This is a genomic window from Teichococcus rhizosphaerae (assembly GCF_002631185.1).
In the GTDB taxonomy this organism is placed as follows: domain Bacteria; phylum Pseudomonadota; class Alphaproteobacteria; order Acetobacterales; family Acetobacteraceae; genus Pseudoroseomonas; species Pseudoroseomonas rhizosphaerae.
Window position 1 is genome coordinate 1 of sequence record NZ_PDNU01000072.1, and the last position, 15440, is coordinate 15440.

13 protein-coding genes and 1 tRNA gene are annotated in these 15440 nt (G+C 71.0%); 7 read left to right on the forward strand and 7 right to left on the reverse strand.

Features of this window, described 5'->3' with window-relative positions:
• From CR162_RS20615 to CR162_RS20625, 3 genes are all read right to left on the reverse strand, one after another.
• Window positions 1-453: IS5 family transposase (locus tag CR162_RS20615; RefSeq protein WP_141563271.1), on the reverse strand; the 453-nt coding region annotated here is incomplete at its 3' end.
• 212 nt (window positions 454-665) lie between these two features.
• Window positions 666-742 (reverse strand) — tRNA-Arg (locus CR162_RS20620).
• A gap of 223 nt (window positions 743-965) precedes the next feature.
• Window positions 966-2339, reverse strand: coding sequence for an amidase (locus CR162_RS20625; protein ID WP_099097384.1), 1374 nt, complete (start codon window positions 2337-2339; stop codon window positions 966-968).
• Window positions 2340-2659: 320 nt separating this feature from the next.
• Between CR162_RS20625 and CR162_RS20630 the strand changes: the two genes are divergently transcribed.
• The 7 genes from CR162_RS20630 (at window position 2660) to CR162_RS20660 (ending at window position 9788) form a co-directional block, all read left to right on the forward strand.
• On the forward strand, window positions 2660-3655 hold the full coding sequence (locus CR162_RS20630; protein WP_099097385.1) for a TRAP transporter substrate-binding protein: 996 nt from the start codon (window positions 2660-2662) through the stop codon (window positions 3653-3655).
• A 2-nt stretch (window positions 3656-3657) separates the two neighbouring features.
• Window positions 3658-4224, forward strand: coding sequence for a TRAP transporter small permease (locus CR162_RS20635; protein ID WP_099097386.1), 567 nt, complete (start codon window positions 3658-3660; stop codon window positions 4222-4224).
• Between the two features lie 14 nt (window positions 4225-4238).
• Entirely contained in the window at window positions 4239-5519 is a 1281-nt protein-coding gene (locus tag CR162_RS20640; protein ID WP_099097387.1) for a TRAP transporter large permease, read from the forward strand.
• 65 nt (window positions 5520-5584) lie between these two features.
• On the forward strand, window positions 5585-6424 hold the full coding sequence (locus CR162_RS20645) for an NAD-dependent epimerase/dehydratase family protein (protein ID WP_099097388.1): 840 nt from the start codon (window positions 5585-5587) through the stop codon (window positions 6422-6424).
• A gap of 71 nt (window positions 6425-6495) precedes the next feature.
• Entirely contained in the window at window positions 6496-7338 is an 843-nt protein-coding gene (locus CR162_RS20650; protein WP_099097389.1) for an aldose epimerase family protein, read from the forward strand.
• Between the two features lie 73 nt (window positions 7339-7411).
• Window positions 7412-8500: an FAD-dependent oxidoreductase gene (locus CR162_RS20655; RefSeq protein ID WP_176559967.1), complete on the forward strand. Its 1089-nt coding sequence runs from the start codon at window positions 7412-7414 to the stop codon at window positions 8498-8500.
• Window positions 8501-8702: 202 nt separating this feature from the next.
• Window positions 8703-9788 (forward strand): TerC family protein, encoded by a 1086-nt coding sequence (locus CR162_RS20660; protein ID WP_099097391.1) that lies wholly within the window; start codon window positions 8703-8705, stop codon window positions 9786-9788.
• Between the two features lie 98 nt (window positions 9789-9886).
• On the opposite strand, the gene CR162_RS20665 is transcribed toward CR162_RS20660, so the two are convergent.
• The 4 genes from CR162_RS20665 to CR162_RS20680 all read right to left on the reverse strand — a co-directional run bounded on the left by CR162_RS20665 (window position 9887) and on the right by CR162_RS20680 (window position 15156).
• Window positions 9887-11299, reverse strand: coding sequence for a TRAP transporter large permease (locus tag CR162_RS20665; protein WP_099097392.1), 1413 nt, complete (start codon window positions 11297-11299; stop codon window positions 9887-9889).
• A gap of 31 nt (window positions 11300-11330) precedes the next feature.
• Window positions 11331-11879 (reverse strand): TRAP transporter small permease subunit, encoded by a 549-nt coding sequence (locus tag CR162_RS20670; RefSeq protein WP_099097393.1) that lies wholly within the window; start codon window positions 11877-11879, stop codon window positions 11331-11333.
• Window positions 11880-11954: 75 nt separating this feature from the next.
• Complete coding sequence (locus CR162_RS20675) at window positions 11955-13067, reverse strand: TRAP transporter substrate-binding protein (RefSeq protein ID WP_099097394.1); 1113 nt, start codon at window positions 13065-13067, stop codon at window positions 11955-11957.
• Between the two features lie 166 nt (window positions 13068-13233).
• Entirely contained in the window at window positions 13234-15156 is a 1923-nt protein-coding gene (locus tag CR162_RS20680; RefSeq protein ID WP_099097395.1) for a DEAD/DEAH box helicase, read from the reverse strand.
• Window positions 15157-15440 lie beyond the last annotated feature (284 nt).

Sequence of the window (15440 nt, forward strand, 5' to 3'; positions counted from 1 at the left end):
GACCGTGACATGCAGCGCCAGCAAATGCCCCAGCGTGTCCACCGCCAGATGCAGCTTGGAACCCTTCTTTCGCTTGGCGCCATCATACCCGGCCCGCTCACCGCTCTCCGGCGAGGACCGTAAGGTCCGGCTGTCCAGGATGGCAGCACTCGGTTGCGCCTTTCTCCCCGCGGCCAGCCGCAGCACGGTTCGAAGGTCCTCGGCGAGCGCCTCGAAGCACCCCGCTGCCAGCCAGTGCTGCGTCTGCTGGTACACCGCCGCCCAGGGCGGCAGATCGTTTGGCATCCAGCGCCAGGGCGCGCCGGTCTTCACCACGTAGCGCAGCCCGTTGAACACCTCGCGCAAGCTGTGGTCCCGCTGCCCAGACCGCTCCGGCAGCAGCGTCAGATAGGGCGCGACCAGCGCCCACTCCTCATCAGACACATCGGACGGGTACGGCTTGCGGGCACTCATGCCGCGCAACCTGATCGTTACCAGCCCACAGGTCCATAACAACCTCTAGTAGGGGCAGGGTAGTAGGGGGAGGGGAAGCCAGCGGCTGCTAATTATAGCAGCGGGATTTCAACACCATCAGCATGGGTGCTAGGAAAGCAGCACAGGGTGCCAAAAAGCCAAAACACAAAGGCCAAGCTTTTAATGGTGCCTTTAGCTTTCTAATTTGTAGATGGCGCACCCGAGAGGACTCGAACCTCTGGCCTCCAGATTCGGAATCTGGCGATCTATCCAACTGATCTACGGGTGCAAGTAGTCAGGCTATTTCGTCAGTAACGCTCCTGTTATCCATTCCTGCGACTTTTGCAAAAAGCACAGGTTAGGCTAGCCGAAAAACCGAGGTTTTTCAGAGCGTTAGGCGATGACCCGAGCGACCTTCGGAGGGCAACGCTCTATCCAGCTGAGCTACGGGTCCTCGCCAGGGGCCTCTTTAGCCGGATGCGGCCGGCAAGGGAAGCCCCCGGATGAGCATGTCAGGCGGCCAGCGCCGCTTCCACCGCCACGGCGGTGGCAAACAGGGCCGTGTCGCCGTCATGCGCGCCGGTCAGCATCAGGCCCACCGGGGCCTCGCCCGGGGCGTGGCAGGGCAGGCTGATGCTGCACCGGTCGAGGAAGTTGAAGGCCGCCGTGTTGCGCAGCAGCAGCAGGTTGATGCGGTTGTATTCCGCCTCGTCCTCCACCTCGGAGAGCGCGGGTGGGGTCAGGGCGGTGGTGGGGCAGAGCACCGCGTCGTAGGGCGCGGTACGCGGCGCGGCGGCGGCGATGATGCGGGCGCGGTTCTGCTGCAGGCCGATGTAGTCGGCGGCGCTCATCGCCGCGCCGCGCTGGATGCGGGCCAGGATGCGCGGATCGTAGCGGCCGGCGGCGCGGGCGATCAGCGCGCGGTGCCAGGCATAGGATTCCGCCGCCGCGAAGCCGCCCGTGGCGTTCGCTTTCGGGATCTCGGCCAGCTCCGGCAGGGCGAAGCGCCCGATCCGCGCCCCGGCCTGCTCCAGCCGCGCCACGGCGCGCCCGAAGGCGGCCGCCACCGCGGGCTCCAGGCCCTCGAACAGGAAGCTGTCCTCGGGAATGCCGAGGCGCAGCCCGGCCACGGAGCGGGCGGGCGGTGGCGCCGCGCTCTCGGCGCCCGCCATCAGCGCGTGCAGCACCGCGCAGCAGCCGGCGGTGTTGGCCAGCGGCCCGATGCTGTCGAGCGAGGGGGACAGGGGCAGCACGCCCTCCAGCGGCACCCGCTTCGCGGTGGGCTTGTAGCCGACGATGCCGCACAGCGCCGCCGGCACCCGGCAGGAGCCGCCCGTGTCGGAGCCCAGCGCGCCGAGGCCCATGCCGTCGGCCACCGCCACGGCGGCGCCAGAGGAGGAGCCGCCCGGCAGCCGGCCCGTGGCGCGGTCATGAGGAGAAAGCGGCGTGCCGTGATGCGGGTTCACGCCGAGGCCGCTGAAGGCGAACTCCACCATGTTGGTGCGCCCGAGCACCACGAAGCCGGCCCGCTCCAGCCGCGCCACGGCGGGGGCGGTGCGGGCGGCGGGGGGGGCGTCCTCCAGCGCCGCGGCGCCGGCGCGGGTGGGCACGCCCTGCTGGTCGAACAGATCCTTCACCGAGATCGGGATGCCGGCCCAGGGCGAGGGGGCGCGGCCGGCGGCGCGCAGCGAATCCATGGCACGGGCCGTGGCCAGGGCCTGCTCCGCCTGCACCGCGACAAAGGCCCGGGCGCCTTCCCCGGCGGGGTCGGCGATGCGCGCCAGCGCGGCCTCGGCCAGGGCCAGGGCGGTGGTCCGGCCGGCGGCGAGATCCTGGGCCGCCATGGCGAGGGAAGCGGGGCGGAGGGAATCGGCGGAAAGAGACATGCGGGCATCCGGCAGCGGCGGGAAAGGCGGGGACGGGAAAGGCGGGGGGGGGATGCTGGAGCGGCCGGGCGGCCCTGACAAGCCGGCGCAGACAAGCCGGCGCAGACAAGCCGGCGCAGACAAGCTGGCGCTGGCAAGCCGACCTTGGGCAAGCCGGCGGGCGCCCTGCGGGACGAGAGCGTTGACAGGGAAAAAGGCTTCGTTCCAAATTCGAAAAAATAAGGCGGTCATTGTTGTATGATGACGGGACATCATACCGGGTGCCGCCAGAATTGCCGGGCTGCCCGATGCTCCGCAGCTCCAACAGGAGACGTCCGACAATGTCCTTCCCGCTTTCGCGGCGCAACGCCCTGCTCGCGCTTCCGGCGCTGGCGGCGCCCACGCTGATCGGCTTCAAGGCCAGCGCCCAGGCCATCAACCTGCGCTCCGCCGACATCCACCCCGATGGCTACCCGACGGTGGAGGGCGTCAAGACCATGGCCAGGCTGGCCAGGGAGCGCTCCAACGGCCGCATCAACATCCAGGTCTTCCATTCGCGCCAGCTCGGCGAGGAGAAGGACACGCTGGAGCAGACCCGCTTCGGCGTCATCGACATCAACCGCACCAACTTCGCGCCGCTGAACAACCTGGTGCCGGAAACGGTGATCCCGGGACTGCCCTTCCTGTTCCGGGACGAGGCGCACATGCACACCGTCATGGACGGCGCCATCGGGCAGGAGATCCTGGCGGGCGCCGAGCGGCACGGGCTGATCGGCCTGTGCTGCTACGACAGCGGCGCGCGCAGCATGTACAACCGCCTCCGCCCGATCCACGGCCTGGCCGACATGAAGGGCATGAAGGTCCGCGTGCAGCAGTCGGATCTCTGGCTGGCGATGATCCGCGCCCTCGGCGCCAATCCCACCCCGATGCCCGCGGGCGAGATCTATTCCGCCCTGCAGACCGGCGTCATCGAGGGGGCGGAGAACAACTACCCGACCTACCAGGCGCAGCGGCACTTCGAGGTGGCGAAGTTCTATTCCACCACGGAGCACTCGATGTCGCCGGAGATCGTGGTGATGTCGAAGCGCAGCTACGACAGGCTGCCCAGGGACATGCAGACCATCCTGCGCGAGAGCGCGCGCGACAGCGTGCCGGAGATGCGCCGCCTCTGGGTGGCCCGCACCGAGACGGCGCGCCGGGAGGTGGTCGCCGCCGGCACGCAGATCAACAGCGTTGAGAAGGCGCCCTTCGAGCAGGCCATGGCACCGGTCTACGACCAGTTCGTGCGCGATGCGCGGCTGAAGGGCCTGGTGCAGCGCATCCGCGAGACCGCCTGACCATGGCCGCCACGGGGGACGGCCGGCCGCGGACCGGCGCGGCGGCGTGGGCGCGGGGCCTCGGCCGGGCGCTCGACCACTGCTGCAGCATCTGCCTCGGCATCGCCGGGCTGGCCCTGGTGGCGATGACGGGGGTCGTCTCCTGGGGCGTGTTCGGCCGCTTCGTGCTGAACGACACACCGGCCTGGGCGGAGGCCGGCGCCCTGCTGCTGATGGGCTGGGTGATCCTGGGCGCCGCCGCCGCCGGCGTGCGCGAGGGCTTCCACATGGGCTTCGACACGGTCAAGGCGCTGCTGCCGGCGCCGCTGGGGCGCGCCTGCGACATCGCCTCCGACCTGGTGGTGACGCTGTTCGGCGCCGGCATGGCCTGGTTCGGCGGCGAGCTGGCGCTGGATGTGTGGGACGCCACGCTGCCCGCCATCGGCCTGCCCGGCACGGTGGAATACCTGCCGCTGGTGCTGGGCGGGGCGATGATCGCCCTGTTCGGGCTGGAGCGGCTGGCCGCGCACCTGGCCGGGGTGGAAGCCCCCGCCGAGGCGATGGTCACCCCGCTGGTCAGCGACGCCTGAGGGGGGGCGGGGCGATGGAGATCACCATCCTCCTCGGCAGCTTCGCGCTGCTGCTGCTGATCGGCACGCCGGTGGCCTTCGCGCTCGGCGCCGCCGCGCTGGCCACGGTGCTCTACATGGACCTGCCGCCGCTGGTCGTGTTCCAGCAGCTTTCCTCGGGCATGAACGTCTTCTCCATGCTCGCCATCCCGTTCTTCGTGTTCGCGGGCGACCTGATGCTGCGCGGCCAGATCGCCGACCGGCTGGTGGCGCTGGCCTCCGCCATGGTGGGCCACATGCGCGGCGGGCTGGGGCAGGTGAACGTGGTGGCGGCCACGCTGTTCGGCGGCGTGTCCGGCTCGGCGGTGGCCGATGCCTCGGCCGTCGGCGGCGTGATGATCCCGCAGATGCGCGCCCGCGGCTACGCGCCGGACTACGCGGTCAACGTCACCGCCAACGCCGCGCTGATCGACCTGCTGATCCCGCCCAGCCACAACATGATCCTCTACGTCATCGCCGCCGGCGGCGCGATCTCGGTGGCGGACCTGTTCACCGCCGGCATCGTCCCCGGCATGCTGCTGATGGCGGTGCTGATGTTCACCGCCTGGGCCGTGGCGGTGCGGCGCGGCTACCCGCGCGAGCGCTTTCCCGGCTGGTGGGCGCTGGCGCGGCTGCTGGCGGCGGCGCTGCCCGGGCTGATGCTGATCGTCATCATTTTCGCGGGCGTGCGCAGCGGCGTCTTCACCGCCACCGAGAGCGCCGTGGTGGCCGTGCTCTACGCGCTGCTGGTGACGCTGCTGGTGTATCGCAGCCTGGACTGGAACGGCTTCGTCCACGCCGTGCTGGGCGGCGCCCGCACCACGGGCATGGTGATGCTGATCATCGGCTGCGCCAGCGCCTTCGGCTGGCTGATGGCGCTGCTCCAGGTACCGGCCATGACGGTCGAGCTGATGCAGGGCATCACCGACAACCCGCTGCTGATGCTGCTGCTGATCAACATCATCCTGCTGGTGCTCGGCACCTTCATGGACATGGCGCCGCTGATCATGATCGGCACGCCGATCTTCCTGCCACTGGTGATGAAGCTCGGCATGGACCCGGTGCAGTTCGGCGTGGTGCTGATCCTCAATCTCGGCATCGGCCTGATCACGCCGCCCGTGGGGCCCGTGCTGTTCGTCGCCTGCGCCGTCGGCAAGGTGTCGATGTGGGAGGCCACCAAGACCAGCCTGCCCTTCTACACCGCGGCCTTCGCCGTGCTATTGGTGGTGACATACGTGCCGGCGGTCTCCCTCTGGCTGCCCAGCCTGTTCCACTGAGCTGTTCCGTTGGGCCTGTCCATGGAGCGCCGCCGCCCCGAATCCGCCAGGAGCGAAGACACCGCATGACTTCCCCGAAACCCGTCCTGCTGACCGGCGCCTCCGGCAATCTGGGCCGCATGCTGGCGGCGGAGCTGTCGGCGCGCGGCCACAGCCTCGTGCTGACCGACATCAAGCCCTTTCCCGGCCCGCTGCCGGCGGGCGCCCGCTTCGTCGCCGCAGATCTGGGCGACGGCCTCTCGATGCTGCGCATCGCCGAGGGCTGCGGGGCCATCCTGCATTTCGGCGGCGTCTCGGTGGACCGGCCCTTCGAGGAGGTGCTGGACCCCAATATCCGCGGCCTCTACCACGTCTACGAGGCGGCGCGGCGGGAAGGGGCGCGGGTGCTGTTCGCCTCCTCCAACCACAGCATCGGCTTCCATGAGCGCCCCGCCGGCAACGAGGCCAGGATCGACGCCGACTGCGCCTTCCGCCCCGACAGCTTCTACGGCCTGTCCAAGGCCTATGGCGAGCTGATGGGCCGGCTCTACTGGGACAAGCACGGGGTGGAGAACCTCAATGTGCGCATCGGCTCCTGCTTCCCCGAGCCGGTGGATGCCCGCATGCTCTCCACCTGGCTGTCCTTCGCCGACCTCGCGCGCCTTTGCGCCGACTTCATCGCGGCGCCGAAGGTGGGCCATGCGGTGATCTGGGGCGCCAGCGACAACCCCGCCACCTTCTGGGGCGCCGACCACCGCGAGCGCATCGGCTGGAAGCCCGAGGACAGCGCCGAGGCGTTCCGCGCGGAAGTGGGCGAGAAGGTGTCCGGCGACCCGGTGGCCGAGCGCTACCAGGGCGGCGCCTATTGCGCCAGCGGCTACAGCCGCGCCACCCCCGGCCCGCGCGAGACCTTCGGGCAGGACTGACGCCGCCCGCCTGACCTGAAGCGCGGGGAAAGGACATGCCTTTCCCCGCCACTTTCCCGGGGAAAGCGCCCATGCGTCTCGAATCCGGCCCCTGGCGGGCCGAGCTGCTCCCCGAGCACGGAGCCGCCTTCGCCACGCTGGAGCATGCGGGGCGCCCCATCCTGGCGCCGCTCGAGGGGCGCGACCCCAACGCCACGCTGGCCGGCGCCTTCTGGATGCTGCCCTGGGCCAACCGCCTCGATGGCGGCCGCTTCCCCTGGGGCGGCACCACCCATGCCTTTCCGCTCACCCACCCGCAGGAAGGCAATGCGCTGCACGGCCTGTCCCGCCTCGCGCCCTGGCGGGTGGAGGAGCGGGGGGCGGCCTCGGCCGTGCTCACCCAGTCCCTCGCGCGCGGGCCGTTCGACTATGTGGCGCGGCTTGGCGTCACGCTGGGGGCGGAGGGCCTGCGCCTGGCCATGACGGTGCGCCATGCCGGCCCCGCCCCTTGCCCGCTGGGCTTCGGCTGGCATCCCTGGTTCGCGCGGCCGGCGGGCTGCGCGGTCCGCTTCGCCGCCCGCGCCGCCCTGCTGGTCGATGCGCGCAAGCTGCCCGTCGCCGCGCAGGACAGTCCCGGCCTCGATGGCGGCGAGCGTGAGTGGCTGGGCATGGACACGCACTTCACCGGCTGGGACGGGCTGGCCACGCTGCGCCGGCCGGACCTGGCGCTGACGCTGCGTGCCGGCGGCGACTGGTCGCGCAACCTGCAATTCTATGCCCCGGCCGACCATCCGGTGCTCTGCCTGGAGCCGGTGAGCCATGTGCCGGACGCCATCAACCGCCCTGGCCTGGCCCCGCATGGCGCCATGCGCGTGCTGGCGCCCGGCGAGGCGCTGGAAGGGGTGATCTCCCTTTCGGTGGCCGCGCCTGGCTGAGGAATGGCCGGATGGGGAATGGCCGGATGGGGAACGGATTGCCTTTCCGCCGCGCCGCGTCATGCTGCGCGCCATGCCGAACGCGCTTGTCCTCGGGGCCGGGATCATGGGCCTTTCCGCCGCCTGGGGGCTGGCCCGGGCGGGCTGGTCCGTCACCATTGTGGAGCAGGACGACCGCCCCAACCCGCGCGGCGCGAGCGTCGACGACCACCGGCTGATCCGCCACGCCTATGGCGCCGAGCGCGGCTACATGCGGATGGTGGACGAGGCCTATGCCGCCTGGGACATGCTGTGGGCCGATCTCGGCGAGACGCTGCACGTGCCGACCGGCGTGCTGGCGCTGGGCGAGGCCGGCCCCGGCTGGCTGGCCGAGAGCCGCGCCGCCCTGGCCGCCGGCGGCCACGCCTTCACCGATCTCGGCCCCGCCGCGCTGGAGGCGCGCTTCCCCATACTGGCCGGGGCCGGCCTGGGCGATGCCTTCCACATGGCGCCGGGCGGGGTGCTGCTGGCGCGGCGCATCGTGGCGGCGCTGTCCGCGCATCTGGAGCGGCGCGGCGTGGCCTTCCGCCGCGCCCGCGCGGTGGCGGCCGACCCCGCCCGCGCCACCCTGGCGCTGGAGGACGGCACCACCCTCGGCGCCGATCTGCTGGTGGTCGCGGCCGGGCCCTGGGCGCCGCGCTTCCTGCCCGGCCTCGCCGCCCGCGTCACGGCCTCGCGGCAGGTCGTCGTCTATCTGGAGCCGCCGCCCGAGCACCGCGCCGCCTGGGCCGCGGCGCCGATGCTGATCGACCTTTCCGAGCAGGGCGGCTTCTACGCCGTGCCGCCAGTGGCCGGCACGCCGCTCAAGATCGGCGACCACCGCTTCTCCCTCCAGGGCGATGCCGACGACCCGCGCGAGGCCGGCGCCGCCGAGGCGGAGGCCATCCTCGCCCTGGCCCGCCCGCGCCTGCGCGGCATGGCGGGCTACCGCGTGCTCGGCGCCCGCGCCTGCTACTACGACGTGGAGCCGCGGGAGCGCTTCCTGCTGGAGCCGCTGGGCGAGCGCGCCCTGGTGATGAGCGGCTTTTCCGGCCACGGCTTCAAGTTCGGGCCGCTGCTGGGCCTGGCCGTGGCGGGAGAGGACCGGATGGCGCGCGCCGCCTGGGCGGCGGGCCACGGCTGAGAGAAGGGGGCTGGGAGAAGGAGGCTGGGAGGCGGGAACCGGGGGCGGAGACAAAATCGGACGCCGCCGCCGCCGCCGCCCTTGAAGCGGCAAGGGCGCGGGCCACGTCAGGAAGGTCCGGTTCCCTCTGGCAGCGCGCCGCCGCGGCGCCTGCGATGTCGGACATCGCTTGATCCCGCCCCTCCGCCGGAGGGGCCCGACCATGCCGGAGCCGACCGTGGAATTCCTTGCCTCCAGTTTCCTGGCCACGCCCGTGTGGATGTGGCTTGTCTTCATGGCGCTCGTCGCCGCCCTGCTGGTGCTCGACCTGGGTGTCCTGCACCGCGAGAGCCGCGAGATCGAGGCGCGCGAGAGCCTGATCCTGTCCGCCGGCTATATCGGGCTCGGCCTGATCTTCGGCGGCTGGGTCTGGTATTCCTTCGACCATCTCCGCCCCGCCGCGGAAGGCGGGCTGGACGGCTTCACCGCCGCCCAGCTCTACTGGACGGGCTTCATCGTCGAGAAGACCCTGGCGATGGACAACGTCTTCGTCATCGCCATGATCTTCGGCTACTTCGCCGTGCCGCGCCTCTACCAGCACCGCGTGCTGTTATGGGGCATCCTCGGCGTCATCGTGCTGCGCGCCATCATGATCGGCCTCGGCGCCGCCATCGTGCAGCAGTTCTCCTGGGTGCTCTACCTCTTCGCCGGCTTCCTCATCCTCACCGGCATCAAGATGTGGCGCATGGCCGACGCCGTGCCGGACATCGCCGGCAACCCGCTGCTCGCCTTCCTGCGCCGCCGCTTCCGCGTGACGGAGACGCTGCATGGCGAGCGCTTCCTGGTCCGCCTGCCGGACCCCGCGACCGGCCGCCCCGCCCTGTTCATGACGCCGCTCTTCCTGGCGCTGGTGCTGGTGGAGGTGGCGGACGTCATCTTCGCGGTCGATTCGGTGCCGGCGATCTTCGCCATCACCACCGACCCCTTCATCGTCTACACCTCGAACATCTTCGCCATCCTCGGCCTGCGCGCGCTGTATTTCGCGCTCGCCGCCATGGTGCACCGCTTCCACTACCTGAAATACGCGCTCTCGGTGCTGCTGGTGTTCATCGGGTCCAAGATCTTCGTGGCGGACCTGCTCTTCCCCGAGACCGGCAAGGTGCCGCCCGCCCTGTCGCTCGGCATCACCTTCGCCATCCTGGCCGCCGGCATCGGCTACTCGCTGTGGCGGACGCGCGGCCTGGCGGCGGCGCCCTCCCGCATGCCCGATGCCGCGGCCGCGGGAAAAGAAAATGCCGGAGGTGCATGAGAAGAGAGCGCCGGCGGCGCATGGAGGCCGCGCGGGGCGGACATGAAAAAGGGGCGCCCCGGGCTTCCGGGGCGCCCCGCCCGGTCAGGCGGTCCGCGTCACTTGAAGATCAGCGGCGGCGCCTCGTCGGTCAGGTCGGGCATCGGCACGTCGATCACCACGCTGCTCGGATCGACGCCGGTGCCGGCATCCAGCCAGTAGGTGACGCTCTGCGGCCAGAGGATGACGATGGCCACCAGCACGAGCTGCATGCACAGCCACGGAATGGCGCCCCAGTAGATGTCCTTGGTCAGCACCGTCTTGGGCGCCACGCCGCGCAGGTAGAACAGCGCGAAGCCGAAGGGCGGGTGCATGAAGCTGGTCTGCATGTTCACGCAGAGCAGCACGCCGAACCAGACCAGGTTGATGTCGAGCTTGGCCGCCACCGGCCCCAGCAGCGGCACGACGATGAAGACGATCTCGAAGAAGTCGAGGAAGAAGGCCAGGAAGAAGACGAAGATGTTGACGAAGATCAGGAAGCCCGTCTGCCCGCCCGGCAGGTGGGACAGCATGTGCTCGATCCAGAGCCCGCCATCGACGCCCTGGAACACCAGGGAGAACACCGTCGAGCCCACCAGGATGAAGATGACCATGGCGGTGAGGCGCATGGTGTTCTCCATCGCCTGGCGCATCAGCGGCCAGGTGAGGCGGCGGTTGATGGCGGCGAGCGCGATGGCGCCGCAGGCGCCCATGGCGCCCGCCTCGGTGGGGGTGGCGAGGCCCAGGAAGATGGTGCCCAGCACCAGGAAGATCAGCACGATCGAGGGCACCATGCCCTTGATGACGCGCCAGTAGAGCGGCCAGCCGCGCGGCCCCAGCGCCTCGGGCGGCAGCGGCGGCACGCGGTGCGGCTGCAGGATGGCGACGCCCGCGATGAACAGCAGGAACAGCAGGACCTGCAGCATCGAGGGGCCGATGGCGCCGGCATACATGTCGCCCACGCTCTTGCCGAGCTGGTCGCCCAACAGGATCAGCACCAGCGAGGGCGGGATGAGCTGCGCGATGGTGCCCGAGGCGGCGATGACGCCGGTGGCGATGCGCATGTCATAGCCATAGCGCAGCATCACGGGCAGGCTGATCATGCCCATGGCGATGACGGAGGCCGCCACCGTGCCGGTGATGGCGCCGAGCACCGCGCCCACCAGCACCACGGCGACCGCGAGGCCGCCCGGGATCTTGCCGAAGAGCTGGCCGGTGCCCTCCAGCAGGTCCTCCGCCAGCCCGCAGCGCTCCAGCACCGCCCCCATCAGCGTGAAGAAGGGGATGGAGAGGAGCAGCTCGTTCGACATGATGCCGAACACGCGGAAGGGCAGGTTGCCGAGATAGGCCGTGGTGAAGAAGCCCAGCTCGATCGAGAGGAAGCCGAAGAACAACCCGACCGCGGCCAGCGAGAAGGCCACCGGGAAGCCGATCAGCAGGAAGACGACGAGGCCGCCGAACATCAGCGGCGGCATCATCTCGAGAGTTACCATCGGGGCGAGGTTTCCGCGCTACGGGTGGGTTTTATTGGTCGGGGCGGTGGTATTCGGTGACCACCTCGGCATCGGGCCGGATGCCGCGCAGCAGCGCCACCCGCTTGACCAGCTCGGACAGGCCCTGCAGCCAGATCAGCACGAAGCCGACCGGCAGGATCAGCTTCACCGGCCAGCGGATCAGCCCGCCGGCATTGGAGGATTCCTCCATGCGCTGGAAGCTGTCGAGGAAGAAGGGCCAGGTCATCCAGGCCATCAGCCCCATGGCGGGCAGCAGGAACAGCACCAGGCCGAACACGTCGACCCAGAGCCGCTTGCGCTCCGACAGGTTGCCGAACACCAGGTCCACGCGCACATGCTCGTTGCGCAGCAGCGTCGGCGCCGCGCCGAGCATGACGATGCCGGCGAAGAAGTACCACTGCACCTCCAGCCAGGCATTCGAGGAGTAGCTGAACGCATAGCGCACCACGGCATTGCCGGCGCTGGTCACGACGGCCAGCAGGACCAGCCAGTAGGCGATGACGCCCATGCTCGTGTTGATGCGGTCCATCGCCCGACTGAAGCCAAGCAGGGCACCCATTCGCCGGAACCCTCCGGATTGGAAGTGGAAGAGGACCGGCGCCACCCCCCGCGAGGGGCGGCGCCGGCGTCGCGGTCAGCGGCGCGCCTGCGCCTCCTGGCCGTACATGGCATAGACGAACTGGTCGAAGCTGTATTCGGCCACGCGGGACCAGCCATACTGCTCGTCGCGGAAGGCCTTCCAGTGGGCATAGACCTTCTTGAAGGTCTCGTTCTTCGCCGCCGTCTCGTCATACAGCTCGAAGGCCGCCTTGTAGCTCGCCTGCATCACGTCGCGCGGGAAGGGGCGGAGCTGCGCGCCGCCGGCGATCAGCCGGCGCAGCGCGGGCGGGTTCTGCACGTCGTACTTGGCCATCGTCTCGATGGTGGCGTCGCGGCAGGCGCTCTCCAGCGCCTCCTTGTAGAGGGCCGGCAGCTCCTCGTACTTCGCCTTGTTGATGAACATGGAGAGGTTGAGGCAGCCCTCCCACCAGCCGGGGTAGTAGTAGAAGGGCGCGACGCGGTTGAAGCCCAGCTTCTCGTCGTCATACGGCCCGATCCACTCGGCGGCGTCGATCGTGCCCTTCTCCAGCGCCGGGTAGATGTCGCCGCCGGCGATCTGCTGCGGCACCACGCCGAGCTTCTGCAGCACGTTGCCGGCGAAGCCGCCGACGCGGAACTTCAGCCCCTCCAGGTCCTTGACGGTCTTGATCTCCTTGCGGAACCAGCCGCCCATCTGGGCGCCCGTGTTGCCGGCCGGGATGGAGACCATGTTGTAGGTGGCGAAGAACTCCTTCAGCACGTCGCGCCCGCCGCCCTGCTGCAGCCAGGCGTTGGTCTGGCGCATGTTCATGCCGAAGGGCACGGCGCCGTCGAAGGCGAAGGTCGGGTCCTTGCCGACGAAGTAGTAGGAGGCGGTGTGGGCGCACTCCACCGTGCCGTTCTGCACGGCGTCCGCCACCTGCAGGCCGGGCACCAGCTCGCCCGCCGGGAAGGCGCGGATCTGGAACCTGTTGTCGGTCAGCGCGGCCACGCGCTTGGCCACGTGCTCGCCAGCGCCGTAGATGGTGTCGAGCGAGCGGGGGAAGGAGCTGGCGAGGCGCCAGCGGATCTCGGGGGCGGTCTGCGCGATGGCGGGGGCGGCGAGCGGGACGGCCACGGCCGAGGCCCCGATGGCGGCCCCGCCGGCCAGCAATTGACGACGGATCATTACGCCGGACACTCCTTGGACTGGGCCGGCCTGATGGCGCCGGCTTGGCGGCATTTTCGGGCAGATCGGTTGTCCTGTCACGCATCCGAACGAACCGGCCGGAGCCTGGCGCCTGTGCCCCCACGCCCGCCCTTCCGGCCAGGGCGGGGGGCGTGGAGGGGAGGGGTCAGGCGCCGTGGCGGCGGCGGGGCGCGTCCGCCGCCGCGGCGCCTGCGCCGCCGCGCCGGGCGGGCGGGCTCCATTCGGCGCGCTTGCGGGCGGTCCAGGCATAGCGGGGGTCGCCCGCCAGCAGGTGCTGGTGCTCGGCCAGGCGGTTGCGCTCCAGCCAGCCGATCGCCGCCTCCAGCTCCAGCAGGCTCATCTGCGCGCGGCTCTTGTTGCCCAGCACCCGCTTCAGCGTGGCGTTGTAGCGGTGGTAGAGGCCGGGGCCGCCGAGGCGGGAGCGCGGCCCCTGCAGCATCGCCTCGTCCTCCACCGCCTGGGAGGCCACCATCTCGCCGATGCGCGCGCGCAGCCGCCGCTCGGCCACCGAGGGCGCTTCCAGCATCTCCTCCTGCGCCGCCTCCATCTCCGGGCGCCGCATGGCCAGCTCGGGGCCGGGCGCCAGCGTGTCGAAGCGCAGCGCCAGGGCGTTCGATTCGAGTGGCGTGATGCCTTCCCGCGGCGGCAGCTGCTCGCGCAGCCAGAGCGGCAGCAGGCCCGGCGCGCGGCGCGGCCGGGGGCGGCGCGCCAGCGTGCCCTGCTCGGTCTCCATGCGCAGGCGGAAGCGGCCGAACAGCGGGTCGTCGGGGTGGAACACCAGGGCGCGCTGCTGCTCGTAGGGGCCGGCATGGGGGTCCACCCGCGTGGCGCGCGCCACCATCTGCTCCAGCCAGGGGCGGGAGCGGATATGCGTCAGCGCCGCCACCACCGCCACCTCCGGCGCGTCCAGCCCCTCATAGGCCATGGCCACCGTCACCAGGATGGAGGGCTGCCCCCGCAGCCGGAAGGCGGCCAGCGTCTGGTGCGCGTCGCCGCTGTCGGAGGTGGCCAGGGCCACCGTCTCCTCCGCCTCGCGCGCCGGCACCCAGCGGCGCAGCAGGCCGAGATAGTGGCGCGCCGTGCTCTGGTCCGGCGCCACCACCAGCAGCTTGCCCAGGCCCCGCGCCGCGGTGCCCGGCGGCAGGCCGCGCGCCTGGCGGCGGCGCGCGCGCAGCTCCCGCGTGGCCAGGAACGCCTCGTGCAGCAGCGCCTCGGCGAAGCCGGTGCGCAGCGCCGTGAACAGGGCGGGCCGCGTCGTCTCGTCCGGATGCCGGCCGCCCAGGCGGTGCGGGCCGAGGCTGTTCCCCTCCTCGTCGCGCCAGCGCGCCTCGCCATCCATGGCGCCGAAGGTGACGGGCAGCACGGCGCGCTCGGCCAGCGCCTGCGCCCGGCTGTAGCCGATCACGGCCCAGCCCGGCGCGTCGAGGTCCACCTCCCGCGTGCGGGCGCGCGGCCCGGTGCGGTAGGGCAGCCACAATATGCCGCGCCCGTCCGCCCGCTCCAGCGTGCCGGACAGCAGCAGCCGCACCGCGGCGCATTCCAGCAGCGGCAGCAGGGCGCGCGACCAGGCGCCGGCCTGGTCCTCCTCCGGCAGCGCCTCGGCCTGGGCGGCGGCGGCGGGGTCGGTCTCGGGCAGGGCGGGCAGGTGGTGCATCTCGTCCACCACCAGCAGGGTGCGGTGGCGGCGGAACTCCGCCAGGTGCAGCGCCGGCGCGGCGGCGATGCCCTGGTAGGTGGTGACGTAGCCTTCCAGCCCGCGGCAGGGATCGGGCGCGTTCTCGGCGGCGCGGACGGCGATGGAATGGCCGAGCGCCTCCCGCCAGGCCGGGTCGGCGAAGGCTTCCTCGGCCTGCAGGCGCAGGCTGTCGCGCGGCACCACCCAGCAGACGCGGTCGATCAGCCCCGCTTCCTTCAGCCGCGCCGCCGCGATCACCGGCAGCAGCGACTTGCCGCCCCCCGGCGTGACGGCGGCCAGGATGTCGCGCGCCGCGGTGCGGCCCTGGACCATGGCTTCCACCACCCCGGCGAGGCGGCGCTGATGCGTGCGCAGCTGGCGTGGTGGCGGCATGGGCGTGGCAACACTCCGGAAAGCTCTGAACGTAAGAAGAACATCATGGCATTCCAAGGACTTCGCCGCTGACAAGTCACGTAGGCGTGTGGATCGTTCCGGCAAGCTACCGGAAAGCCCGCATCCGCTGCCACGGCTTCCCGAAAAAGAGAACAAAGAGTGATCATTCAGCCTTGCGAATCGAGGATTGAATTCCCAGATTGAGCCTGTGCCGGGTCGTGTCCCACCGCGTGGTGTAGGAGGCGGCCGTCTGGATGAGGGCGGCCATCATGGTGTTCCTCGGT